Source organism: Limosilactobacillus agrestimuris (assembly GCF_943193105.1).
In the GTDB taxonomy this organism is placed as follows: Bacteria; Bacillota; Bacilli; order Lactobacillales; family Lactobacillaceae; genus Limosilactobacillus; species Limosilactobacillus agrestimuris.
Genome location: NZ_CALPCW010000013.1, coordinates 28177 through 53033 on the forward strand (window position 1 = coordinate 28177; position 24857 = coordinate 53033).

At 41.2% G+C, this 24857-nt stretch carries 22 protein-coding genes; 8 read left to right on the forward strand and 14 right to left on the reverse strand.

What is annotated here, in order from left to right; translation table 11 throughout:
* Positions 1–21 precede the first annotated feature (21 nt).
* From NFR46_RS08025 to NFR46_RS08045, 5 genes are all read right to left on the reverse strand, one after another.
* Positions 22–1050: a sugar transferase gene (locus NFR46_RS08025; RefSeq protein WP_338146932.1), complete on the reverse strand. Its 1029-nt coding sequence runs from the start codon at positions 1048–1050 to the stop codon at positions 22–24.
* A 135-nt stretch (positions 1051–1185) separates the two neighbouring features.
* Entirely contained in the window at positions 1186–2841 is a 1656-nt protein-coding gene (locus tag NFR46_RS08030) for an FAD-dependent oxidoreductase (protein WP_251576319.1), read from the reverse strand.
* Between the two features lie 20 nt (positions 2842–2861).
* A complete protein-coding gene (ahpC, locus tag NFR46_RS08035; RefSeq protein ID WP_251576357.1) occupies positions 2862–3425 on the reverse strand; it encodes an alkyl hydroperoxide reductase subunit C in 564 nt (187 codons plus the stop codon).
* A gap of 461 nt (positions 3426–3886) precedes the next feature.
* On the reverse strand, positions 3887–4156 hold the full coding sequence (gene rpsN, locus NFR46_RS08040; RefSeq protein ID WP_191684596.1) for a 30S ribosomal protein S14: 270 nt from the start codon (positions 4154–4156) through the stop codon (positions 3887–3889).
* Positions 4157–4412: 256 nt separating this feature from the next.
* Entirely contained in the window at positions 4413–5267 is an 855-nt protein-coding gene (locus tag NFR46_RS08045; protein WP_251576321.1) for a metallophosphoesterase family protein, read from the reverse strand.
* A 130-nt stretch (positions 5268–5397) separates the two neighbouring features.
* Between NFR46_RS08045 and NFR46_RS08050 the strand changes: the two genes are divergently transcribed.
* The 4 genes from NFR46_RS08050 (at position 5398) to NFR46_RS08065 (ending at position 10202) form a co-directional block, all read left to right on the forward strand.
* Complete coding sequence (locus tag NFR46_RS08050; RefSeq protein WP_251576323.1) at positions 5398–6765, forward strand: MFS transporter; 1368 nt, start codon at positions 5398–5400, stop codon at positions 6763–6765.
* Between the two features lie 62 nt (positions 6766–6827).
* Positions 6828–8039: an MFS transporter gene (locus tag NFR46_RS08055; RefSeq protein ID WP_251576326.1), complete on the forward strand. Its 1212-nt coding sequence runs from the start codon at positions 6828–6830 to the stop codon at positions 8037–8039.
* Positions 8040–8052: 13 nt separating this feature from the next.
* Positions 8053–8757, forward strand: coding sequence for a bifunctional demethylmenaquinone methyltransferase/2-methoxy-6-polyprenyl-1,4-benzoquinol methylase UbiE (ubiE, locus tag NFR46_RS08060; protein ID WP_251576330.1), 705 nt, complete (start codon positions 8053–8055; stop codon positions 8755–8757).
* A gap of 242 nt (positions 8758–8999) precedes the next feature.
* The gene (locus NFR46_RS08065; protein ID WP_251576333.1) at positions 9000–10202 is read left to right on the forward strand and encodes an IS110 family RNA-guided transposase; all 1203 of its coding nucleotides are present in this window, start codon (positions 9000–9002) and stop codon (positions 10200–10202) included.
* A 350-nt stretch (positions 10203–10552) separates the two neighbouring features.
* On the opposite strand, the gene NFR46_RS08070 is transcribed toward NFR46_RS08065, so the two are convergent.
* Complete coding sequence (locus NFR46_RS08070; RefSeq protein ID WP_251576359.1) at positions 10553–11449, reverse strand: prenyltransferase; 897 nt, start codon at positions 11447–11449, stop codon at positions 10553–10555.
* A 73-nt stretch (positions 11450–11522) separates the two neighbouring features.
* Between NFR46_RS08070 and NFR46_RS08075 the strand changes: the two genes are divergently transcribed.
* Both NFR46_RS08075 and NFR46_RS08080 read left to right on the forward strand, forming a co-directional pair.
* Positions 11523–12500, forward strand: coding sequence for a polyprenyl synthetase family protein (locus NFR46_RS08075; RefSeq protein ID WP_251576335.1), 978 nt, complete (start codon positions 11523–11525; stop codon positions 12498–12500).
* A gap of 23 nt (positions 12501–12523) precedes the next feature.
* Positions 12524–13243: an ion channel gene (locus NFR46_RS08080; protein ID WP_338146933.1), complete on the forward strand. Its 720-nt coding sequence runs from the start codon at positions 12524–12526 to the stop codon at positions 13241–13243.
* A gap of 150 nt (positions 13244–13393) precedes the next feature.
* Here the strand turns inward: NFR46_RS08080 and NFR46_RS08085 are convergent, their stop codons facing one another.
* Genes NFR46_RS08085 through NFR46_RS08095 form a run of 3 tightly spaced genes read right to left on the reverse strand, consistent with a single transcriptional unit; the run spans position 13394 to position 16562 of the window.
* Positions 13394–14311: a dihydroorotate dehydrogenase gene (locus tag NFR46_RS08085; RefSeq protein ID WP_251576337.1), complete on the reverse strand. Its 918-nt coding sequence runs from the start codon at positions 14309–14311 to the stop codon at positions 13394–13396.
* On the reverse strand, positions 14308–15606 hold the full coding sequence (locus tag NFR46_RS08090) for a dihydroorotase (protein ID WP_251576339.1): 1299 nt from the start codon (positions 15604–15606) through the stop codon (positions 14308–14310). The genes NFR46_RS08085 and NFR46_RS08090 overlap by 4 nt, the downstream gene beginning before the upstream one ends.
* Positions 15606–16562 carry an aspartate carbamoyltransferase catalytic subunit gene (locus tag NFR46_RS08095; RefSeq protein WP_251576341.1) on the reverse strand — a complete coding sequence of 319 codons (957 nt, stop codon included), beginning with the start codon at positions 16560–16562 and terminating at the stop codon, positions 15606–15608. Before NFR46_RS08095 ends, NFR46_RS08090 begins: the two co-directional genes overlap by 1 nt.
* 301 nt (positions 16563–16863) lie before the next feature.
* Between NFR46_RS08095 and NFR46_RS08100 the strand changes: the two genes are divergently transcribed.
* Positions 16864–18681 (forward strand): heavy metal translocating P-type ATPase, encoded by a 1818-nt coding sequence (locus tag NFR46_RS08100; RefSeq protein ID WP_251576363.1) that lies wholly within the window; start codon positions 16864–16866, stop codon positions 18679–18681.
* Positions 18682–18934: 253 nt separating this feature from the next.
* Here NFR46_RS08100 and NFR46_RS08105 read toward each other — a convergent pair whose 3' ends face one another.
* The 3 genes from NFR46_RS08105 to NFR46_RS08115 all read right to left on the reverse strand — a co-directional run bounded on the left by NFR46_RS08105 (position 18935) and on the right by NFR46_RS08115 (position 20886).
* Positions 18935–19642 (reverse strand): matrixin family metalloprotease, encoded by a 708-nt coding sequence (locus NFR46_RS08105; protein ID WP_251576343.1) that lies wholly within the window; start codon positions 19640–19642, stop codon positions 18935–18937.
* 82 nt (positions 19643–19724) lie between these two features.
* Positions 19725–20552 carry an exodeoxyribonuclease III gene (locus NFR46_RS08110; RefSeq protein WP_251576345.1) on the reverse strand — a complete coding sequence of 276 codons (828 nt, stop codon included), beginning with the start codon at positions 20550–20552 and terminating at the stop codon, positions 19725–19727.
* Between the two features lie 13 nt (positions 20553–20565).
* Complete coding sequence (locus NFR46_RS08115; RefSeq protein WP_251576347.1) at positions 20566–20886, reverse strand: MazG-like family protein; 321 nt, start codon at positions 20884–20886, stop codon at positions 20566–20568.
* A gap of 104 nt (positions 20887–20990) precedes the next feature.
* Between NFR46_RS08115 and NFR46_RS08120 the strand changes: the two genes are divergently transcribed.
* Entirely contained in the window at positions 20991–21398 is a 408-nt protein-coding gene (locus NFR46_RS08120) for a winged helix-turn-helix transcriptional regulator (RefSeq protein WP_251576350.1), read from the forward strand.
* A gap of 113 nt (positions 21399–21511) precedes the next feature.
* Here NFR46_RS08120 and NFR46_RS08125 read toward each other — a convergent pair whose 3' ends face one another.
* Together NFR46_RS08125 and NFR46_RS08130 are read right to left on the reverse strand one after the other, a co-directional pair.
* A complete protein-coding gene (locus NFR46_RS08125; protein ID WP_251576352.1) occupies positions 21512–22753 on the reverse strand; it encodes an oxidoreductase in 1242 nt (413 codons plus the stop codon).
* 156 nt (positions 22754–22909) lie between these two features.
* A complete protein-coding gene (locus tag NFR46_RS08130) occupies positions 22910–23932 on the reverse strand; it encodes a serine hydrolase domain-containing protein (protein ID WP_251576354.1) in 1023 nt (340 codons plus the stop codon).
* Positions 23933–24857 lie beyond the last annotated feature (925 nt).

Genomic DNA, 24857 nt, shown 5'->3' on the forward strand with positions numbered 1-24857 from the left:
TTTGCATCCATCCAAAAATTACTAATCATAAAAGGCCTTGAAAACTGCTTCTGTTAATGCTCGTTTTACAAAGTAACCACCACGGATTAATTTAGCAAATTCATTAATTGAATCTATCATCTCGTCATACTCACTTATTGTCATTGTTTGAACTTTTTCGACAGCTTCGGGGAGAGTATCGGCAATGATTCCAAGATTCTTTTTTTCTATAATATCGCGTGCTGGTGTACCACTATTGACGATCACTGGCAACCCAGCAGCTAAATAAGTAGAAAGTTTGAATGAGCAATTCATTTTCATATACTCGAGCCAGTATGGATCACCAGACCAAATCAAGCCAAAGCCACCTACCCGACGAATATTATTTAACAATGCAGCATCAGGCATACTGCCAACAAATTCAATATTTCGTCCAACTCCCCATTCCTTTGGTGATGTAAAGACCCGTAATTTAACATTCGGGTTAAACCAGGTACCGCCGAATCCATATTTTTCTGGGTTAGTTGGATCACCAGCAAAGTTGATAATTGGCGCATACTGTGGTTTCTCTTTTCCTAAATCAATATCAACCTTATGATCCCACATTTTTTGAATTACGACTTTTTTTACAGTTAGCCCATGTTTGCGAAGGAAATCCACCATGTATTGAGATGGAGCAATGATTACATCTGCCATATTGTAATACTCAATCCACTTATTAAGAAGGTAACGATTACTCTTCCACATCAAGGGAATCACATCATGGATGAAGATAATCCGCTTTAAGTGATCATAAATCAACGTTCGTTTAAGCAATGCAGTATCCCATTCAACTGAATTCCAGGATGGCGACTGAAAGACAATTACGTCCCCCATTTCAACTCCAGCTAATATTCCGTCAAATCGTGCAGTTAATGAATCATTGCTTTCACTTTTATCATGATATTGAAAAATACCGATTTCACGAAAGCCAAGTTCCTTAGTTGCAATGTTAGTTACCATATGCTGTGCTAACTTAGCTACCCCAATCATATGGTGAGTATTGGTAATATGTACTCTCAATTTGTCCATCCTTCTTTCTAGATTCAATTATAGCAGACTTACTATTTTTATAAAAAAAGCTCCCCCCATTTTAAGTAAGAATGAAAGGAACTCTTTAATAATACATTATTTATTTTTTATCTAGTATAAAATGAAACACTCTTTTTATGCTTCTTCAACTGCTTTAACAAGTTGTTCCATTGTCTGACTACCAAAGATAACCGGATCATCATTAATTATCGTGGCAGGCACGCTCATGATGTTCTTAGCCTTTCGTAGTTCAGGGAAGTGCTGAAGTTCAATCATCGTGGCGGTAATATTAGGATTCAATGCTGCCATCCGTTGACATGCAGCCACCACATCTGGACAGAAGTGACAAGTAAGTGAGACGCCAATCTTAATATTAGCTGCAGGAAGCTTTTCGATCCGTTCAACCATTTCTGGTGAGATCGTCTGCCCGGGTCCTGCAACATTATAAACACCGAGGACAAGCGAATTTAATTCGTGTCCCGTTGGAATACCAGCATAGTGGAGCCCAGTATCTTTTCCTGTATCGTCAAGCAACCTCAATTGAGGAAGGCACTTAACGTCCTGAGGAGCTGCTTCAGTTTCAACATTCATGTGTTCATCCAAAGCAGCAAATTCGGTTACAAAGCCAACTAGTTGGTCACTTAAAGCTGTTTCGTTGGTCAGGACCTGTAAGGTGATCTTCTTTGTTAAGCGGGCAAAAATTGGCTGCAATTGTTGCACAATATCGGCAGTTAACCAATCACCTGAATGGGGAGTGACTTCTTCCTGGTTATCAAGGGAGGAAGTTTGACCAACCGTTTTCGCCGGTTTCTTAGCTTCAAGATGGATCGGAATCCCTAGACGCTGCTTTTGTTCAGTCACATATTTTTCCGCAGCTGTCGCAGCTTCAGCGCCATCAGCAGTTGCCGTAACGATTTGCCGAAGTTCCTTTTCAATAATGTCACCAGCGGCAAAAACACCAGGAATATTCGTTTGTCGATGATTATCTGTAATAATATAACCCTGCTGGTTAAGTTTGATAATCCCTTTAAGGTTTTGCGTTGCTGGCTGGGTGCCAACATAAATGAAGACGCCAAAAGTATGATCACCATCATCAAGGTGGTAAACGGTCTTTTTACCAGTCTTATTATTAACCAAGGTAGCAGAGGTAAGGTAATTGTCACCTTCAACGCTTTCGACTTCGGTATTATACTCAACACTCACCTTGAGATTATCCAATGCCCGAGAAGCAATCAATGGTGGACAGGTAAAGTGATCACCCCGAACCAATACGGTAACATGCTTACCATAACGGCTTAAGTAATCAGCCTCTTCTGCTGCTGCATAACCCCCACCAACAACGAAGATTTGCAACCCAGTAAAGAGTTCGCCATCACAAGTCGAACAGTACGCTACTCCCCGACCACGGAATTTATCTTCACCAGGGAAACCAACTTTCTTGGGATTAGCCCCACCAGAAATAATAATGCTTCGAGCCTGATATTGTTGCCCATTAGCATCAATCACAGTTTTAACATCATCATTTAAATGATCATACTTAGTAACTTCAGCGTGCTTAATCTCAACGCCAAAGTCCGCAACTTGCTTTTGCATCTTGTTCATCAGTTCGGTACCGTCGACTTCTGCTACCCCGGGATAGTTATAAACAACGGATGTCGTCGTTACTTGCCCACCGACATCATTTCCTTCAAGAATTAAGGTATCAAGGGTTGCCCGACCAGCATAAAGGCCAGCCGTTAATCCAGCTGGCCCGGCACCGACAATGATCAAGTCATAGATATGCTCGCTCATTGGTGTTTCCTCCTATCAAATTAAAGCTTACCAACAAGATCAAGGCTTGGCTTAATTGAATCTTGACCTGGTTTCCAGTTAGCAGGGCAAACACGATCACCATGTTCACGAACAAATTGGGCAGCTTGAAGCGTCCGTAAAATTTCATCAGCACTCCGACCAATACCCATGTTATTAATTGTGTAGGATTGGATCTTACCATCAGGGTCAACGATAAAGACACCACGGTAAGCTTGACCGGCATCTTCGTCTAAGACATCAAACATCCGAGCAAGCTTGCCGGCTGGGTCGGCTAACATGTTGTACTTAATCTTACCGATCTTTTCTGATGCTTCAGCCCATGCCTTATGAACGAATTCTGTATCTTCAGAAACTGAATAAATATCAGCATTAGCCTTCTTGAAGTCTTCATACTTATCTTGGAGGGCTTCTAGTTCAGTTGGGCAAACAAATGAGAAATCAGCTGGGTAGAAGAAGAAAATGCTCCACTTACCTAAAACGTCTACCTTAGTAACTTCCTTAGTCTTTCCATCTTGGTATGCGTTAACCTTGAAATCATCAATTTCGTGACCGATAAAGTTCATCATAAAATCCTCTCCTTAATTTAGAATCATTCTTAATTACACTTTTTAGTATAGTCAATTTAAGACTAAGATCAAGGCTAAATTAGAATTATTTTAAATTAATTTGTTTAAAACAAAAACAGCTAACTTAGGATATTCTCAACCTAAATTAGCTGTCATTAATTAATCAATTAATTTACTTACTTAACTATTTTGGTTAATAGTATAGCACAGACCCGTGATTATGTTAACAATGGTTTTACTAAAAGTTTTAGTAGTATGAAATTAGTTCTAGACGGCATAGTAAAACGTTGGAGCGAACCAGAAATTTATTCATCAATTTCGTCTGTGAGCCCACTCAGCTACTGCGCTTCGCCCTAAGCTTTCTCGAGCTAACAACCTCCACCTCCGACGACGAGTTCGTCGTTCGGTGGAGAAATCGTTAGCCACCGGAAGCTTTTAACGGGCTCGCACTCTACTATCTACCAACTAGCCTTTCTTACGCCGGGGATTTGGCCTTTGTGGGCAAGTTCACGGAAGGTTAAACGAGACATACCGAACTTCCGCATGTAGGCATGAGGACGACCGTCGTAACGGTCACGGTTGTGTAGACGAACGGCACTGGAATTCCGTGGTAACTTAGACAAGCCGATGTAGTCACCCTTGGCCTTTAATTCCTTACGCTTTGCGGCGTACTTCTTTACTAATGCTTCTTGGTGCTTTAATTTAGCAATCTTTGACTTTTTTGCCATATATTCAAGATCTCCTTTTATATATACTTTTTGAAATAAATTGACGATAACAGAATGGCGAAACAGAAATAAACTAATTGGTAAAAGCCCGTTCTTAATTTCCCAATTAGCTTATATCCTGTTTCTATGCGACTGCAACGAAATGTGCTTACCTCCGTATTATTAAGGTTCACACAACTATTAATTAACATTTGCGAACAATTCTTTACATTTTATTATACTAACTTTTTGTAAGACTTACAAGAAAGAAGTTTGACTATTTTTGACCAGTCCGTTTGCAGTAGTCTAAGTACTGTTGTGCATAGCCATATTTCTGATTAAGCCGGGTTAAATTTTCTGGATCATGAGTATATGCCCGGCCTGTCTTCATCATCAAGTCATAAAGCTCAAGATACGGGACCGCAGACTGATCAGCAATCGCCTGCTCAGCTTTCCGGTCATACCCAACATGACGGAAGTTGACGGATGCCATCCCCATATCATCCACCTCAATCACCAGGTAATGGGCACGCATATCACGGTGGAGCTTATCCCAACCATTAAATGGTTCACCAACTGCTCCCGGGTTCATCACAATCCGCTCATCACTGGCATAGCGCATGATTTCGTGGTGAACATGGGCATAAATTGCAACATCAATTGCTGGATCTTCAGGTGGAAAAAGTTGATCAAAATTCTGTGTTGACTGTGTTGGGAAGAGATCCTGACCCATATTTAACCATGGCAGGTTATGGGAAATTCCAAAGTTAAGTGGGCCAACCTTTTTTGTGACATGCAATGGCCAATTAGCAATCTCCTCGACCATCCCCCGTGGCGCATTTTGACCAACATACTGGGCTAACCGGGCAAAGTAAATGTGGGACGGGAACTTTACGTCCATCTTCCCCCGGACACCATTTACCACCAGATCATCCCAATTTCCCCGGACAATCACCGTTGGATTAATTATCTTAAATAACCGCCAGATTTCGCTTACACTTGGCCCTGGCATCAATAGGTCACCCACAAACCAGTACTGATCAACATGTTGTTGACGACTATCGCGGTACATTTCCCGCATCGCACTTAGGTTTCCGTGGACATCAGAAAAGACTGCAATCCTTGTCTTCATTAAGCCTGCTTCCTCTCTTAGAATCACATTTTACTGTTTATTGTACCAAAAGAATGTTCAAATGATGCAAAATTTGATTTGACAGTGCATGGTAAACTATTTTAGTAGTCTAAAATAAAGGAGTAATAGTGTGAATCAACAAGGTCAAATTAATCCACGGATCCGCCGAATCGTGACTGCTGTGTTACTTGGCACCTGCTTTATCAGTTTAGCAAGCCAAACCATGATGGTAACGGCACTACCAGTTATTCAGGAAGATCTTCACGTCTCATTAAATGCGGTGCAGTGGTTAACAACCGGGTATACCTTAATCATCGGGATTGTAACCCCGCTTTCATCTAATATGTATGAAAAGTTTACCAACCGGCACGTCTTTACTGGAATTATTGGTACATTTATTCTCGGAACATTGGTAGGCTGTTTCGCTAATAACTTTGCTACCCTCTTGTTAGCCCGTCTAATCCAGGCGTGTGCTGGAGGAATGCTCATGACATTCCAAATGACAACCATGATTTCGATCTACCCAATCGAAAAACGGGGAGCAATCCTCGGCTTGTCTAGTCTGGTCATTTCTGCAGCGCCAGCTCTGGGGCCAACAATTTCTGGGTTAATCCTGGAATTTCTCTCGTGGCGCTGGCTGTTCATTTTAGTCCTTCCATTAATGATCCTGGCTTTCATTGTGGGGTACCTAAAGTTACCAAACTTTTCTACCCCGCGACCAATCAAGATCGACTATTTTTCAGTTTTAATTTCTTTAATTGGTTCTGGACTAGCGCTAGGAAGCTTAACCGTTTTCCAAATTAACCTGTGGTACGGTTTAGCAATGTTAATCGTTGGGCTCCTTATTATCGCTGTCTTTACTAAGAGGCAACTTCAACTGAAGAACCCAATGTTAAAGGTTCAAATCTTTACTTACCCTTCCTTCCGGTGGATGACAATTGTCGGAATTTTTACCTTTATGATTCTTCTGGGGACCGAACAACTGATGCCAATCTATACGGAAAAAATTCTCGGAATGGGGAGTTTCCTCTCGGGGCTAATCCTCCTTCCCGGAGCAATTGGTAATGCGATCACCGCTTACTTTGTTGGTCCCATTTATGATAAGTATGGTCCAAAATGGCTAATTACAATCGGTTCTGTAATCATGCTTGTAGCTTCGATTCCATTAGTCTTAGTTAATAACCACTCTTCAGTTATTATCCTTACAGTGGCTTACATGCTGCGGATGATTGGGAACGCCTTTGTCTTCAGTCCGGCCCTTTCGGAAGCATTCTCTGACTTGAACCAGGAAGAAAATAGTCACGGGACAGCCCTCAATAACACTCTTCGCCAGGTATCCGGAGCCGTTTCAGTTACCCTCTGCGTGGTAATTGCCAACACCCCTGCTTCATTGGTAAGCGGGATCCGCTATGGAATGTGGTCAACCGTGATTATGGTGATCCTAATGATTTTAAGCTTCTATCATTATTTAAATATTAAGAAAGCTAACCAGAAATAGCTTCTTGTGTGGGAACTTGTTATACTCATAATTATTACAATTATAAAGGAGCAAATATTTATATGGATTCTGAGCTATCTCCCCAGTGGCGCAAAACTTTCTATTCGTTATGGATTGGTTGTTTTATAACCGGGATGGGATTCTCAATGACGATGCCGTTCGTTTCACTCTTTATTAACGAACTTGGCGATTTTTCCAAATTTCAATTAAACTTCTACTCCGGTCTAGCATTCGGTGCGACCTTCGTTAGCCAGGCAATTGTTTCTCCACTCTGGGGAAGCCTCGCTGACCAAAAGGGTCGAAAACTAATGTGTATGCGGGCTTCAGGAGTGATGGCCTGTACCATCTTTATTACGGGGCTTTCCCAATCAGCGTGGATGATCATCGGAATGCGGTTCCTTCAAGGTGCTTTTTCTGGCTACATTAACAACGCTGCAGCATTAATTGCCGGTGAAACACCCCACAGTAAATCCGGTTGGGCAATGTCCGCTATTTCAACCGCTGGGATTGCCGGAAACTTGGTTGGCCCACTGCTTGGTGGTGCTCTTTCTGGCTCATTTGGTTACCGGCTCCCCTTCTTTATTACTGGTTTCCTAATGTTCTGCGTCTTCCTTAGCACTACTTTCTTGGTTAAGGAACGCCATTTTGTTCCAATTAAAAAGGAAAAGATGCGCCCAATTCGAGAAGTAATGGCTGATATTCCAAACCTTAAATTAATCTTTGTTACTTTCTTTACGACCCTGATCGTAATGGCATCATCAATGTCTATTAGTCCAATTATTAGTTTATATGTTCGTCAATTAATGCATAACCACGGGAACATTGCCTTTGTTGCCGGGATTGTTGCTGCAACGCCAGGACTTGGAACATTGATTGCTGCTTCTAAAGTCGGTCATACAATGGATAGAATTGGACCGGAAAGGGTTTTACGGATCGGGTTAATCACGGCTTTTATCCTCTTTATTCCGATGACCTTCACCCACTCACCTTGGTCATTGGCCTTTTGGCGGTTCCTTCTCGGTCTCGCAAACGCTGCTCTGATGCCAGCTGCCCAGACGGTTCTTACGCTCAATGTACCAACAGAAGCCTTTGGGCGAGTCTTCAGTATTAACCAGTCCTTCCAAGCCGGAGGGGCGGTGTTTGGTTCGTTGCTAGGCTCTGTTATTTCCGGATTATCCTCATACCCCATGGTCTTTGCGATTACTGGACTTACTTTACTCATCAACTTTATCTTGATAGTCCTTGTCCAACCAAAGAAGGCCGCTACCAACTAGGAAGATGTTAGCCATGACAAAAACAAATCATTTAAAAAATAAAGACGAAGTTAACCAACTATTCACTCGAGTAGCGCCCCACTATGACAAGCTCAACAATGTTATTAGTTTGGGAACGCAGAAGCTCTGGCGAAAGAAGCTCCTGGCAGGGTTAGAATTCAAGCCGGGAGTTAAGGCGCTTGATATTTGCTGCGGGACGGGGGATTTAGCAATTGCGATGGCAAAACGATTACCCCAAGGTCGTGTTACCGGCGTCGACTTCAATGCAGCAATGTTAAAGATTGCGGAGCGTAAAACAAAGGCGATCCCCAACTTAATCTTGATTAACGGGGATGCAATGAACCTCCCGTTGGACGACGAATCCTTTGATATTGTTACTATCGGCTTTGGGTTGCGGAACGTTCCGGACGCCGATAAAGCATTAGCTGAAATTTACCGGGTACTGAAACCCGGTGGTCAGCTAGGAGTTCTTGAAATGTCACAGCCGACTAATTCACTAGTCAAGCTTGGGTGGAAAGCGTATTTTAAAGTCTTCCCTTACCTAGCTAAGGTTGCAGGTGGTTACATAAAGGATTACCAGTACCTCCAAAAGACGAGTCAACAGTTCGTCTCCGCTAAGCAGTTAGCTAAGATGATGGAGAACGCTGGATTTAAGTCAGTAAACTATACACCACTCAATTTTGGTGCTGCTGCACTTCATTTTGGGATTAAAGAATGAAAACAGACTAAGATTAGTAATGGAATTTTTAATCGACGGATTAAGGATTTCATTGCTTTTTTCGTTTAAAAGCAATTACTGAAGTTGACATGTCGCAAAGTACTTTGACACTCGATGTCGTAATAAAAAGTGGCAACTTCATTTTCCTTTCATAATCTGTTTTGAGTCTGCTGGCTTTAAAGTCGTGTATAGAAAATTAGAAATGGAAGGAACGATTGAACTTCACGAGGAGATGTAACTTGATGCAATGTGTGTTTGGAATCGATGTTAGTAAAGATTCAATTAGTGTGGCTATCGTTATTGATAAGATATTATTTAATGAAACTAAACTCCCTTTAAATCGCGACGGTTTTACTAAGCTAAAGAAAGCTTTGATTTCTTTTAATGATCCAGAGATTGTCTTCGAAGCCACTGGTGTCTACTCCCGGCGACTTCAACGCTTTTTAGATGATCTAGGACGTAATTATACCTGTTTAAATCCATTAGTAGCCAAGAAGCAACTTGATAGTCTTCGACCGTATAAGACAGATCGTAATGATGCTCGTCATTTAGCTGAAACACAATTTATTATGAAGCGTGCTATTACTTACAAAATCAGTCCCATTTACCGTAAGTTAATGGATTACAGTCGCTTTTATCAAGAAGTGAGTAAAGATGTCGCTACCCATAAGAATCGTCTTCATCGTGCATTACAGCTGGTTTTTCCTGAAATAGAAGACGTCCTAAGCAATACAAATAATGAACTCTACTGGTCAATAGTTAGCCAATTTGCCCGTGCTGATCGAGTAACTCAAGAGTTTACGTTTAACGAATTAACAGAGACGATTCAGAGTGGAACCAATAAAAGAATTTCACGTTCACGTGCAGAACAGATAGCACATAGCCTTTATAGTGCTGCCAGTGTCTCATATTCAGCGGTTGATAATGACTCTCCAGTCTACCAACAGGTAAACCACCTAGTTGCCCAAATTCGAGAAGAAACAAAATTAAAGGATCGAATTATCGAACAAATGACAGAGTTAGCCAAAGACCTACCTGAATACGACAAAATTTTAAGTATTCCTGGCTTAGGCGTCCGTACCGTTGTCTCTCTCCTTGGTGAACTTGGTGATATTCGTAGATTCCGTAACAGCAACGCTCTAAACGCCTTTATTGGAATCGATCTCCGTCATTACGAATCTGGAGAATATGTAGCGACTGACCACATTAGTAAACGGGGAAACACTATTGCCAGGAAGATTCTATTCAAAGCAATTCAAAACATTGCTTCAGCCGCTCACTACCACCCTAACCATATCAATGACTACTATCAGCGTAGAAAAAGAGAAGATGGTCAACATGGCACTAAAAAGATTGCCATTGCTGCCATCCACCGTCTATTACGCACAATTTATCATCTCGTCATAAATAATCAATTTTACGATTATACATTAGCTAAAGGATAACCAAGAAATTGATTCAAATTGCGGGTTCAGTCCACTGTTAAATCATTCCTCGACAATGGGCTTTTTTGTCGTACCTATATATATGATTTTTTCATATTATTCCTTTAATTTAAACAAAAAGAAAAGAGAAACTACCAACATGAAAGCAAACAATGTCGATAATTTCTCTTGACTAAGCGTAGAAATAATACGTCAAGTAGCTTGTGTACAGACGCTCTTACATTGAATATCTGAATCATAATTTCTGTTCGCCAGGTACTTGTCAGAGCTAGCGACCTCCCCCCTAGGCGCAAGACGCCTTCGTCAGGAGAAATCGCTAGCTTTCCGCAAGTCCTTTGCTGGCTCGCACTCTAAATTCCAATCCCATACGTTATTACTTGAACGAGGGAACCAACAAGGAGAATTTTGACGGCACAGGGGAAAGTGCGTTTTTTAACTTGCTCATGATAGAGGAGCTTAGTTTGTTTAACTACAAACGGAATAATTAGGAGAGTCAGAAGCATTGTCCAGGGAGCAAGGCGGGCCACAACGGCGGTAATAATTGCTAAGAAAGCAATCACATTTTTGGTTGTAAAACTATTGAGTCCCTGTTTGACTCCGATAAAGTGAATAATTGTGTGCCGATGATTATCTTCATCTTCTTGGGCGTCACAGATATTGTTAGCCAACATTAAATTTGAGATCCAAAGTTCACATGGCAAGGCAACCAGCCAGATTTTAATTAGGTTCCGCCAGCTCCAGTCAAAATTACCGGTCTTATTGATGTAAACCGAAATCAGCATAATCATAAAGCCCATTGTAAATCCAGAGAAAAACTCACCAACTGGTAGACTATTAAGCGGAAATGGACCTGACGAATAAAGAATTCCTACGGCAAAGCAGAAGATCCCCATCCACAGGAGCGACAAGCCAACCCGGGTTACTAAATAAATCCCGATTAACGCTGCGATAATACTAAAAATTAAGATTAAGGACAATACCAATTTTGGAGAAATCTTTTCTCGTCCAATAATATTAGTATTTTTCTTATAATCCTCAGTGTCGACCGCGTGATTATAATCGTTATAATTATCCATCATATCAACAGACATGTTAAAAAGTAGCATCGCAATAAAAAAGAGGATTGAGTTAGGCAGACTAAATGAGTGGTAATAGTAAACACTCATGCAGACCCCGAGGAGCATCGGTAAGATACTAGCAGTCTTCGCCTTAATCTCAACTAATTCTAAAAAGACATCTAATGGCACATTCATACTTCCCATTCTATTTAAATTATTGTTACAATATGATAGTACACCAATACAAAGGAATTATCATTCAATGGACAATCATTATTTCCAAAGTGATCCGCAACTTAATAGCGCATTAAAAAAAGTTAATCAGCTGATTAACCAACGAATAAAAGTTAACAATCAAGATTTACAAGTAGCATTAAAAAAAATGGCTTCAAAGGGTGGTAAATATTTACGTCCTGCCTTTTGCTTAACCTTTGCTCAGTTTGGGAGCAATAATAACTGGAAGAGCCCGCAACTAATTAAGATCGCTTCCTCATTAGAGATCCTCCACATGGCAACACTAATTCACGATGACGTCATTGATGATTCTCCTGAACGACGAGGAGAAGAGAGCATCCAGGCTGCTTTTGGCAAGGATACCGCTGTTTATAGTGGTGATCTCCTATTTACAGTCTTTTTCGATCTCTTAGTAGAGACGATGGAGAATTCACCATACCTGGCAACCAATGCCCAGGCTATGCGGAAAATTTTAGCTGGAGAACTCGGCCAAATGAACCAGCGATACCGTCAGCAATCTCTTCTTGAATATTACCGTAACATTAACGGTAAAACAGCTACTCTTTTTAGCTTAGCTGCTCAGGAAGGTGCTTATTTTGGTGGTGCCGATTCACGAACTGTTCATCTTGCTAAACACATTGGTCAAAATATTGGAATCACTTTCCAAATCCTTGATGATATTTTGGATTACAAAACCGATGGCGGCTTGAATAAGCCAATTCTGGAAGATCTTTCAACTGGCGTCTATTCTCTCCCACTTCTTCTTGTTCTCAAAGATTACCAAGAAGAACTAATGCCATACCTAGCAAAAAAGCGCACTATGACGTATAAAGATACCTTGAAAGTCCAAGAACTGGTTAATCGTTATGGTGGGGTCGCAAAGGCCCATGAATTAGCAGGTAAATTTACCAATAAAGCTCTTCAGCTAATTGATGAATTACCAATTAACGGAACACAAAAATTATTAAAGCGAGTAACCACCCAACTCTTAGACCGCTCAATGTAAGGTAAGCATAAGGAAGTAATAATGTGAAACGACAATTATACATTTTATATCTTCTGACAATGGCAATCCTGGCGGTCGTCTCGATCCTCTTAATCGCGTTTGACTTTGCTCACGAACTTGACCTTAATAGCGAACCATTCAAAGCAATCAATAATTGGATCTTAGTCATTTTTACGGTTGATTACTTTACCCGCTTTTTCCTCGCTAAGGATAAGAAAAAGTTTTTTAAACATAATATTTTTGATCTACTTTCGATTATTCCAGTTAGTGGTCTTTCTTGGATTTTTCGGTGGAACCGGGTCAGCAGGGTGTTTTCCACTTTACGGATCGTCAGGTTAATCGGGTTAACGGGGAGATTAAACAAATTTATCGAAAAGGATGGTCTCCTTTACTATATTTATGTAACTTGTGCCGTCCTCCTAATTTCTGCCGCCATGTATAGTGTTTCCGAAAAGACAACTTTTTCAAATGCTCTTTGGTGGGCAATCACAACTGCTTCCACTGTTGGTTATGGTGATATTTCACCTAAAACCACAATTGGACGAATCGCCGGTGTCTTATTAATGTTAGTCGGGATTGGCCTGATTGGGGTTATTACAAGTACCATCACTGAGTACTTCAATCGAACCGACAATAATCAAGTTCAAGATAAACTGGACGTAATTGAAAAGGAAAATGAGGAGTTACGATCCGAATTAAAGAAGTTGAATGAACACTTAGCTAAAATTGAGAAAAAAGAGTGAATGGTAGTGTAAAAACAGACTGTGACATAAATACTATTACCTAGATAAAATATAAATAACGCAGTACACAAATAGGCCTTCAGCGCTCGACAAAGTCGAACACTGAAGGCCTATTTGTGCTTGCGGGGGCGTGAAGACGAAGGCTTATTTTTATTTATTTAGCTCTGTTAAAGAGCCAATCCCCAATTTTGCCATTGCTTGAGGTAACTGCTCAATGATATGTGGCATGGCAAATGCATCATGAAAATGAGCAGAACCAACCTGAATGGCGGAGGCACCAGCGAGGAAGAATTCGATCACATCTTCTGCAGACGCAATTCCTCCTTCACCAATAATTGGAATATTAACGGCATGGGAAACCTGGTAAATCATCCGGATAGCTAAAGGTTTAATAGCAGTTCCAGAAAGGCCACCCATCACGTTGCCCAAAACTGGTTTTCGGGTTTTAAGATTAATCTTCATCCCCAATAAAGTGTTAATCATACTCAGGCCATCGGCACCCCCTGCCTCAACTGCCTTTGCAATCTCCACAATGTCGGTAACGTTCGGCGTTAACTTAACGTAAACGGGGACATCCCTACTCGCCGTCTTTACAGCTTGCGTCAGTTTTTCCGCAATCTTAGGATCAGTCCCAAATGCCATTCCCCCGTGTTTAACATTTGGACAAGAGATATTTATCTCTAATGCATCTACTAATTTTATTGCTACTAATTGCTGGGTAACTTTAACATAATCCTCAACACTTGCCCCACCAACACTTGCAACTAACGGTAAGTCTGGATATTGCCGCTTTAATTGGGGAATCTTTTCTTCCGCAACCACCTTTACTCCAGGGTTTGTTAAGCCAACCGAATTTAAGACTCCATCCCCTAATACAGCAATTTGTGGTTGCGGATTCCCTGTCCGCGCTTGGGGTGTGGTCGTTTTAATTACAATTGCCCCAAGTCGGTTAAGGTCATACTTGCGCGCCTGAGGGACATCCCCAAAGCCAAAGGTTCCTGAAGCGGGCATCACTGGGTTTTTCATTTTCAAGCCAGGTAAGTTTATGGCAACGCGTACATCTGTCATGCAAATTCCTCCCCATTTCGTGAATAAGCAACCTTACCATCTACCAAGGTTAGATCCGTGGTTCCATAAACTTGCTGGCCAGTAAAGGGGTTATTGACTCCCTTTGAGCGGTAACCCTCTTCAGTAATCTGTCGTTCGGTATTCAAGTCAAAAATTGCGATGTCAGCTGGTTGTCCCGGTTCCAAGTGGCCAGCGTTCTTTAGGCCAAATTGCTCTGCTGGAACCGTACTCATCCAGTTTAGTAATTGGGATAAGCTAAAGATTCCTGACCGGACAAACTTGGTATAAAGCATTGCAAAGGCGGTTTCACTCCCGGTAATCCCGTTTGCAGCACTACGCATGTCGTCTTGTGGCTTTTCTTCTTCAGAATGAGGAGCATGATCGGTGGCAATCATATCAATCGTGCCATCAAGCAGTCCCTCAATCACTGCTTGACGATCTTCCTCATGCCGAAGCGGTGGGTTCATCTTAAAGTACGAATTATTTGCGGGAATATCGCGGTCAGCCAATAAGAGGTGGTGTGGTGTTACCTCACAGGTCACATTAACCCCCTCTTTTTTCGCAAGGCGGACTAATTCAACACTTTCCTTTGTTGAAACATGGCAAATATGATAATGAACCCCCGTTGCCTTAGCAAGGACTAAATCCCGGGCAATCTGTGCCGATTCGGAAACGCTTGGTGCCCCAGGAAGGCCAAGTTCATCCGCCCGCTTTCCCGCAGTCATCACCCCACCAAAAAGAAGGGAATTATCCTCAACATGGGCGGCTAACGGTAAATCAACCTTAGCTGCTCCAGCCATTGCCTGATACATTGTCCCAGCGGTTTGAATTCCACTGCCATCATTGCTAAAGGCAAAAGCTCCGGCATCCTTCATTGCTTGGAAATCGACCAGGTGATCACCCTGTCGATTGACCGTGACACTTGAATATTGAGCAATATGAACAACACCAGTTTTTTGATTATGCTCAACCATTTGACGAATTTTGTCTGGAGTATCAGGAACGGGATCCACATTGGGCATTGCCCCCACGGTTGTAAAGCCACCATGAGCAGCAGCCTTACTCCCCGTCTCGACCGTTTCCTTATAGATGAAGCCGGGATCACGGAAATGAACATGGACATCCACTAATCCCGGAGCAACTAATTTATCATGAGCATCAATCACTTGATCAACCTTTTCTTCGGCAATAAGTCCTTTTTCCAAGGATTGAATCTTACCATCTTGGACTAAAACGTCCGTCTCCACCAGTCGGCCATTGACGAAACATTGACCATCCTTAATTAGCATTTTCATTAGTCCAAACCACCTAACTTCCGTCCGCGAAGAACCGCCTCTAACATTGCCATCCGCATGAAGACCCCGTTCTGCATTTGTTCATAAAACTTGCAGTTAGGTGCTTCTACCAGGCTTCCTGCTAGTTCAACATCGTGGTTAATCGGGCCCGGGTGCATAATGATCGCATTCTTCTTCATCCGGTTGTAACGTGCTTCGTTAATCCCATACTTTTCATGGTAGGATTCGGCTGAAAACTTTGCTTCATTGGCATCCCCAGCGTGACGTTCGTGTTGAACCCGGAGGAGCATGAGGACGTCCATTTCACTAACTAGGTCATCCAAGAGCATGAACTTACCATACTTATCAAATTCGTGATCGTACCAGTAGTCAGGACCGGAGAAGTAAACTGAAGCGCCAAGACGGTTTAAGATTTCCATATTACTACCGGCAACCCGGGAGTTGGTAATGTCTCCAATGATTCCAACTTTGAGGCCGTCAAAATGGCCAAAGTGTTCATGAATTGTCATCATGTCAAGCATACTTTGGGATGGGTGTTGTCCCGAGCCATCACCAGCATTAACAATTCCCATATCAAGGTGGGAACCTGCTTGAGGGTGAATTAGTGGTTCATAGTAAGCATTAGTTGAATGACGGATAACCGCTAAGTCTACCCCCAGAGCATCCATTACCAACATCGTGTCATACATGGTTTCGCCCTTTTTAACTGAACTGTGTTGGGGATCGAAAAAGATATCGGTTAAGCCAAGACGCTTTTCTGCAACCTCAAAACTGGTGTGCGTCCGCGTTGAATTTTCAAAGAAGGCGTTAGTAACGTAAACTGGTTTAGTCAACGTTGGTGTCTTTCCACCGTCTTTATAATATTCAGCGCGGCGAATGAGTGAGAGGACTTGTTCTACTGCTAACTCTTCAACAGTAACGAAGTGGGGGAGCTTAACTAATGGTAATTCAGTCATAATTGAATTAACTTCCTTTATTTAAAATTTGCCCTAAAGAAAAACACCAGGCACATTGGAGGCCTGGTGTTAACGAAATTTTTTAAAGTTAGTTAATCTTACTTTGAAAAAGTCGTCTTTCTAGCCTCACGGGACTAAATTAAAGGACATCGATTGTTGCTAATAATTTACTCTCACCATCGCAAAATGTCAATCAAATTTGGCCAATAATTTTATTAATTAATAAAAATGGGCGAGCACATATATATCGACGGTTATTTAACGTATAATTAAAAGTGAAAATAATCTGGGAGGCATAATGGTGCAAAAATTATCAAATAAGCAAAAGCTTTGGTTAATTATTATTATCGCTGCTGTGGCGGTAATTTTACAGTATGCTTGTGGTTACCCGCTCCTTGCTCAAATTCTTGTAACGGTCGTTGGAGCAGTCGTCGCCCTTTCGATGTTTATTGAGATGGTTAAGTCGATCCGTACTGGTGACTACGGGGTGGATTTGCTGGCAATTCTAGCAGTAGTGGCAACCCTGGCAGTTAGTGAATACTGGGCCGCAATGGTGATCCTAGTAATGCTCACTGGTGGAGATGCCCTAGAAGATTATGCAGCAAAGAAAGCCAATACCGAGTTGAAGACACTCCTTGACAATACTCCTCAAACTGCTCATGTGGTTAAGGATGGGACTACTATTGATGTAGGAGTTAAGGAAGTTCCGATTGGTGCCAATGTTATTGTTAAGCCAGGTGAAATTATTCCCCTTGACGGTAAAGTAATTACTGGACAAAGTGACCTTGATGAGTCGTCTCTAACTGGTGAATCGCGACCAGTAAGTAAGATTCCTGGCGATGAGGTAATGTCCGGTTCAGTGAACGGTGCTAATTCAATTACAATTAGAGTTACAAAGTTGGCTAAGGATGGCCAATACCAACAACTGGTTAAGTTAGTTAAAACCGCTGAGTCCTCCCCAGCCCACTTTGTCCGCCTTGCCGATCACTATGCCGTACCCTTCACAATTGCAGCGATCGTTATCGCGCTCGCTGCGTGGTGGTGGTCTGGTAACCCCGTTCGGATTGCGGAAGTTCTGGTAGTTGCCTCACCATGCCCGTTAATTTTGGCGGCACCGATCGCAATGATCTCGGGGATGAGCCGGGCTTCACGAAACGGGATTGTAGTTAAAACAGGAACAGTCCTGGAAAAATTAGCGAATGCGAAAACCGGAGCCTTTGACAAGACCGGAACAATCACCAATGGACAATTGGAAGTCGGTCAAGTTATCGTTGCGCCCCATGCTAAATTTACTAGTGAGGAAGTACTTAAACTTGCTGCTAGTGCCGAAAGTGAATCATCACATATTCTTGCCCGGTCGTTAATTAACTATGCTAAAAAGCAGTCGATTAAGTTAAGTCCTGTTAAAGAACTACAGGAGTTAACCGGAAAGGGAATCACCGCAAGTGTTGACGATCACCAACTAAAAATCGGGAAACTCACATTCGTCGATCCAGCCGGGAAGCAGGAACTCCTCCCCTATACTGCTGTTTATATTGCGATTGATGGTCAGTACGCCGGAGCAGTCACATTTATTGACCATGTTCGCTCCGAAGCACAACGTACAATGAATGAATTACGTAAAATGGGCGTTACTAATCTAATGATGCTAACTGGAGATCAAACCTCGTTTGCTAAAGAGGTTGCCAAACAGGTTGGAATTTCAGATGTGAAGACTAACCTCCTGCCTCAAGGAAAGATTGCAGCATTAAAAGCCATTCCACTAGATCAGCATCCTGTATTCATGGTGGGGGATGGTGTTAACGATGCTCCATCATTTGTTACGGCCGACGTTGGAATTGCGATGGGTGCTCATGGCGCAACTGCAGCTAGTGAGTCTGCTTCGGTTGTAATTATCCGGGATGACCTTTCACGAATCGCCAAAATTGTGAAAATTTCGCAAGACACGATTAAAATTGCCAAACAGGCCGTGTTAATTGGGATCGCGATTTGTACAATCCTAATGCTAATTGCTTGCACCGGAATCCTCCCTGCCTTTGTCGGTGCAATGTTCCAGGAAGTTATCGACACGGTTTCAATCTTATGGGCATTAAAGGCACGGAAAATTAAATTGGATTAAATATAAAAAGATGAGGATGGAAAAAAACGAAACGTTTTTTCCCATCCTCTTTCTGTCACTAATAGTCTCCAAATTTATAGAGTCTAATCGCGGGAATCCATAGGCTAGCTGCGCGTCGTAACCAGAGCCTTAGAGGCTAAAGCAGCGGAGCAAGCCTATTGGCTACGAACGACTCTGATGATTCCATCATCATTCATCGTTCTAGGTTAGCCAACCAGGCTCTCGAGGAGGTTAATTCCCAGCTTCATCCCTTTTAGTTTGTTGCATATAATTTTTTAACTGCTTGAACATCGGCCGGCTGAATAGTGTAGAAAGAACCAGCAGGCTGCATTACTGAAACATGATTTGTGTGATCAAGACCAATTGCGTGGCCAAGTTCATGCTCCGCTGTATTAACTATTCGTTGTTGATCATAACCATAGTCAGGGTCAAGAAGGTATCGCTGGTTTAGATAAACATTAGCATGGACAAAGTGGTTATTAACCGAATTCGATGAAGTTTTAGTCAGACCGGCCGCATTAGTACTATCGTTATCCATTGCACTCACAACGATTTCTGCCTGTTGGCGGCTATTAACTTGACGAAATGTAAATGCTCCGGTCTGGTTCCATTGTTGGATTGCCGATTGGGCTGCTGAATCAAGGGTTTGATTACCAGTATTAATATAAATCGTTGCGGTATTTGTTGCCCACCGTCCATTAGTGGGAATCGTTGTTGAATCGGTTTGTTGCTGACCCGTTTGCTGGTTCTTTTGAGAATCCGAATCACTCAGGTTAAGGTTCTGAGTAGTTGAATCATCCCCATGACCAATCAGATTAACAATTCGTTGCCGAAAGTTCCAAATCATTGCAGTTGATGCCGCTTGAATTCGTGAATTGTTAAAGTAAAGCCAGCTGCCACCGATAATTAGCGTCAAAACGACCAATCGTTTAAAAAGACGAAAGATCCTGATCTTGGCCACCTTCTTTCTCAATGATTAATATTCTAACTAGCAATATTTACTAAATTGTGACCAAGATATTAAATTTTTATTAATCATGTTTTTAAAGATCGATATCTAATTCAATCGGCGTATGATCACGGCGTTTACCAGAATCAATCATTGTTGAACTCTTAATCTGATCGGCAAGCCGGTCACTAACGAGCCAGTAATCAATTCTCCAGCCTGAATTATTTTGCTTACTAGTGATTACCCGTTGTGCCCACCAAGAATAGGCACCTGCTTTTTCTGGATTAAGATGACGAAAACTATCAGTAAAACCAGCCGCAAGTAATTTAGTAAAGTGTTCCCGTTCCTCATCCGTAAACCCTGCGGAATGATGGTTATTTTCTGGATGAGCTAGATCAATTGGTTCATGGGCCACATTAAAATCACCACTTGCAATCACTGGCTTTTGTTGATCAAGTTTCTGTAAATATTCACGATACCGATCATCCCAAACCTGACGATCGGCTAACCGTTTCAAGCCACTTCCAGAATTTGGTGTGTAAACCTCAGTAACGAAAAAGTTAGGAAATTCAAGGGTAATGATTCGTCCTTCATCATCCATCGTTTCTGGTGCCCCAATTTGGGGATAAGTAACTGTCGGTTCATATTCTTTTAGGTAGAGGTACATTGTTCCGGCATACCCCTTCCGTGCGGGCTCGACTGAACTTCGCCAGACAACCTGGTAGTCAGGAAATAACTCTTGCAAAACTGCAAAATGCTTCTTTGTTGGTCCATTTTTGGATAATTTAGTTTCTTGAATTGCAATTACATCTGGATGTTGATCTGCAATCTTATGGAGAACGCTTCTCGTTTCTTCAGCCCTTGTCGATGTTCCGGTTAAGGCCGCGTTAATCGAATCAATGTTCCATGAAATTAACTTCATAAATAACTTCCTCCTAATTTTTCCTTTCAAGATCGCTCTGCTTAATGAAGACACCAGCAGAAGTAGTTTCACCCTGACGATCCGCAATTTCCCGATAAGCAGCTGTTAATGCTTTCTTATGGTCAACACCAACTAACTGGCAAAAAATTAATAAAGCGATTTGGAGATCACCAATACTATCAACTAACCGCTCGTGATTTTGTTTATTATAGGCAGCTGATAGTTCCCCGAGTTCTTCAGCCATCTTCATAAATTCAACTCGTGGATCCGCCCGATCAATCTTTCGGTGGTGTGCCCAATCATAGATCCTATTAATTAGCTCTTCGTACTCCACAACGATATTCCCCCTCAGCTGATATATTCTTCTTGTCTATTTTACATTATTTCAACTAAAATATAAGCATTAGGAAAAAGAAGATTTTAATTAGGATGATCATAATGACACGACATTTTTTCATGAGTAGTAATTACATTATTCATATAGTTAGTGGCAAATGGAAGCCTTCAATTATCTGTTCACTTGGACTTGAGGAAAAGCGGTTTGGCGAATTAAAACGCTATTTTTACGAGCTTTACCAAATTCATATTTCCGAAAAGGTACTTAGTGAACAGCTATCCCAACTAATTAATGATCGAATGGTCAAGCGAACCAGTTACCCCTCAGTCCCGCCGAAAGTCGTCTACTCATTGACAGCAAATGGTCAAAAAATGAAAAGGCTCCTTATTGAAATGGCTGAATTTAGCGAAGAGCTAATTAACTCTGGTCAAGTGACGGACGTTGATTTCAAATACGGTGCGGCTAATATGAAAGGAGAACAGGTATCTAAGAAAGATGAAGATAATTAATTTCATATGTTGTGGATAAATAAGAAGGTCTTCAGAGGACGGATTAACCGGTACTTTGGAGACCTTCTTATCGATTCTGTTATAAGACTAGAAATTAACCAACTTATTAATGATTACTTCATTTCTGGATTCTGGGGATACTTCATTTCACTCCAACCACCAAATTCCTTGTGAAGTGACTTAATATTCTCAGCACCTGGGAGCGGAATTGCAGCAGCTGGTCCTGAATAATTATCAATCATTCCTTGAGTCATGTGGTTTTCCTTTACTTGATCAACCGTTACCTCATGAACAATCTCCTCGGGATGGCCATTTAAGATCTTATCGGCAAATAACGGGTCAACGATCGTAGCTCGACCAACAGCTACCAAATCAGCCATTTCAGCAGTTTTTTCCGCCTGATCCTGATCTTGAATACCACCAACAATGATTTCCTTGGCACCATTTAGAACTGGCTTGAATAATTCTGCAAACGTCTTACTAGAATCCTTAAAATCAGCAGCGGCCTTTTCAGTATCTAACAACATTGCATCACCAGGCTTGACATCAAATTGCGGCATTGAGAGGTGAATGTAGTCCAGTTCAAAATCCTTAGTGATTTGATCGATTAACTTAGTCGATTCGTGCCAAGTATAACCAATATTTTCCCCATGGATTTCTTCTGGACTAATCCGATAACCAACAATAAAATTAGCTGGCGCATACTTCTTTACAACATCCATTACCGACTTAACTACCGCTAGTGGGAAATTGAACCGCTTTTCAACACTGCCACCCCAGTGATCAGTCCGCCGATTAGAATAAGCGGAAACAAATTGTTGAATTAGGTAGTGGTTAGCACCATGGATTTCAACCCCGTCGAAACCAGCATCAATTGCCCGCTTGGTTGCAGCCCCAAAGTCCTGAATAATCTCTTCGATTTGCTCATTTGATAGTTCATGAACCTTATATGGCAAGAATGGGTAATCAAGCGCAGTTGGTGCATAAACTGGCTTTCCCTCCATTGCGCGATAGTTAGCCTCACGACCAGTATGGGCGATCTGCATAATGGCCTTGTTACCAGCACTCTTCATTGCCGCAGCAACCTTCTTTAGTTGGGGAACAAACTGATCATCATACACAGCTAGTTGCTCGCGGCCCCGCTTCCAAGTGATTGCTGGTCCACCATTCTCACTAACATACATGTATTCAGTAATAATCAGGCCACCAGACTTTGCGTGGGCCTTGTAGTAATTAATAGTATCTTCAGTTGCAAAACCGTCTTCACCACTGTTAGTTAACATTGGTGGTTGAACAAAGCGGTTACTTACCGTTGCACCGTGACGAAAAGTTAATGGTTGATTTAATGCTGTCATTATCATGATCTCCTTCATGTTTGATGACTCCATTGTAGTGGTTACAAAAAGTAAGTACAAGTAGTTACTTTTTAGTAAGCTACTTCCTTCTTAGTAAGAATTATGAATTAACAAACAATATTGGAGGTTAAAAAATATTTTAAAAAGATAAATGCACTATGCTCCCATATAGTTATGCAATAGATCATCTGATGCAGTCTTTAAGGTCAGATAATCGATATTGTTAGAGAAAAGCATTACCATTTTCTTTGTTTTATAGTTAGCGATAAAGCAACAATTATAGCCAGGAATACTACCGTTAGCACGAATAATATCACCATCAAAATATACCCCACCAAAATAGGCAACTTCTTGTTTTTTGGCCTGTTGATAAAATTCAGTTGTCATTTTCGAGTTACCGAGAACCTCATTATAAATGAATTTCCAGTAATTATTTGGTGACATGAAAAGATTTCCCGCACCAAAATCTGAAGAGGTCGTAACCGTTACTTGGTGCCAACTAATAGCTGGATCCATCGGTTGAGGAACTTGCTTTGGAGTAACTTCAGAGAAATCCTTGATTTGGTGTAACTGAAGCGGTTTAGCAAAATCACTATGAATATAGGCGTTGTAAGTAGAATGAGATTGCTTACTAATGATTGCCGCCAATAGTTCATAATCAACATCCTGATAATCCCAAGTATGAACATGATCATTTCTCATGTGCTCCAGCATATAGGCAATTTGCTGTTTTTGTCCTCTTAAAGGCAGTGCCGGACGATCATTATTAACAAGGCCACTGGTATGGTTCATTAACTCGCGAATTGTTATATCCTGACTACCATCAATTTGTGGGAAATACTTATGAAGTGACGTATCATAAGTTATTTTTTTCTCTTGCTTTAGTTGGTAAATTGCAGTTCCCGTTATGATCTTTTGGAGCGAAGCGGTTGGAAATAATCGGTTTGTTTTAACAATCTGATTCTTGTTAGCATTTTCGTTATTCGTTATGGTAACTGGCTGGCTTCCCTTATCATTAACCAATATCACCCCATTAATGTGATGTGACTTTAGATAATCATAAAGTTGTGTTTGCGTCTGCTGATCTACCGCGGATGCTTTACTTTGTTGCTGAGTTGATACAAAGAATAACCCGAAGGAACAAAACGTTAGAAAGATAAATAAATTAAGTTTTTTCATAATTGTACTCCAGATAATAAAAGCCCAATAATATAAATAGTATAATTTTATTTTATCCTTATTTAGTAACCCGGGCAAGAAAATGAGAGTATCAGGAATTGAGTAAACTTCATTTATGCAAATCATAATATATATTTAATTTATAGAGTATAATATAAATTGTAATAAGGAATATACCGTGTGCAGTGGGTGCTTTCTAGCTCACAAGACGGTATGAGTGGATGCTTTCTTGACACCCACCTTTCGTTTTAAACTTTGATCTAGCTGCCAACTGGAGTAAAATATACTTGTCTTATCAAAGACACACCATTTATTGGTCCTTGAGGTCGAATTCAAGTTATCCTCCCAAAAATAACTTAAAATATATAGAAAGTGCTAATTCGCCGATTCGAATTAGCACTTTTTATGATCAATTTTAATTTAAAATAAAAAAGAACCCTTGATACACAAGGGTTCCAAACTACTACTTGTCGCGACGCTTTTCAGCGATACGAGTAGCCTTACCAGTACGTTCACGGATTTACAATTGTATTTCTTCAGTATTTCGCACATATCTCGAACTACTATCATTACAAGCTTTTCATTGATTTTATGCTTTAATATTTGCACAGTAATTTCAGTGATTACTCAATTTAAACCTACCATTCGTCTACCGGTAGAACAACCCGACACCTCAAACGAAGTGCCGGGTATTTTGTTCTACTCAGAATTAACTTGCCTGCATTATAACATAAACTGCTGTTCGCTTTACGGAAACAAAAAAAGACTATATACTTAAGTTGTCATACAAGTATATAGTCTTTCTGCTCCATCACCTTTTAGCTGATGGATTTTTTTATTTATACCCCAGAACGGCTTGTATTAAATCATCAACCCTTGAGGGAACCTCTGTATGTTCTAATAGTCTACACTTTCTTTTTCTTAC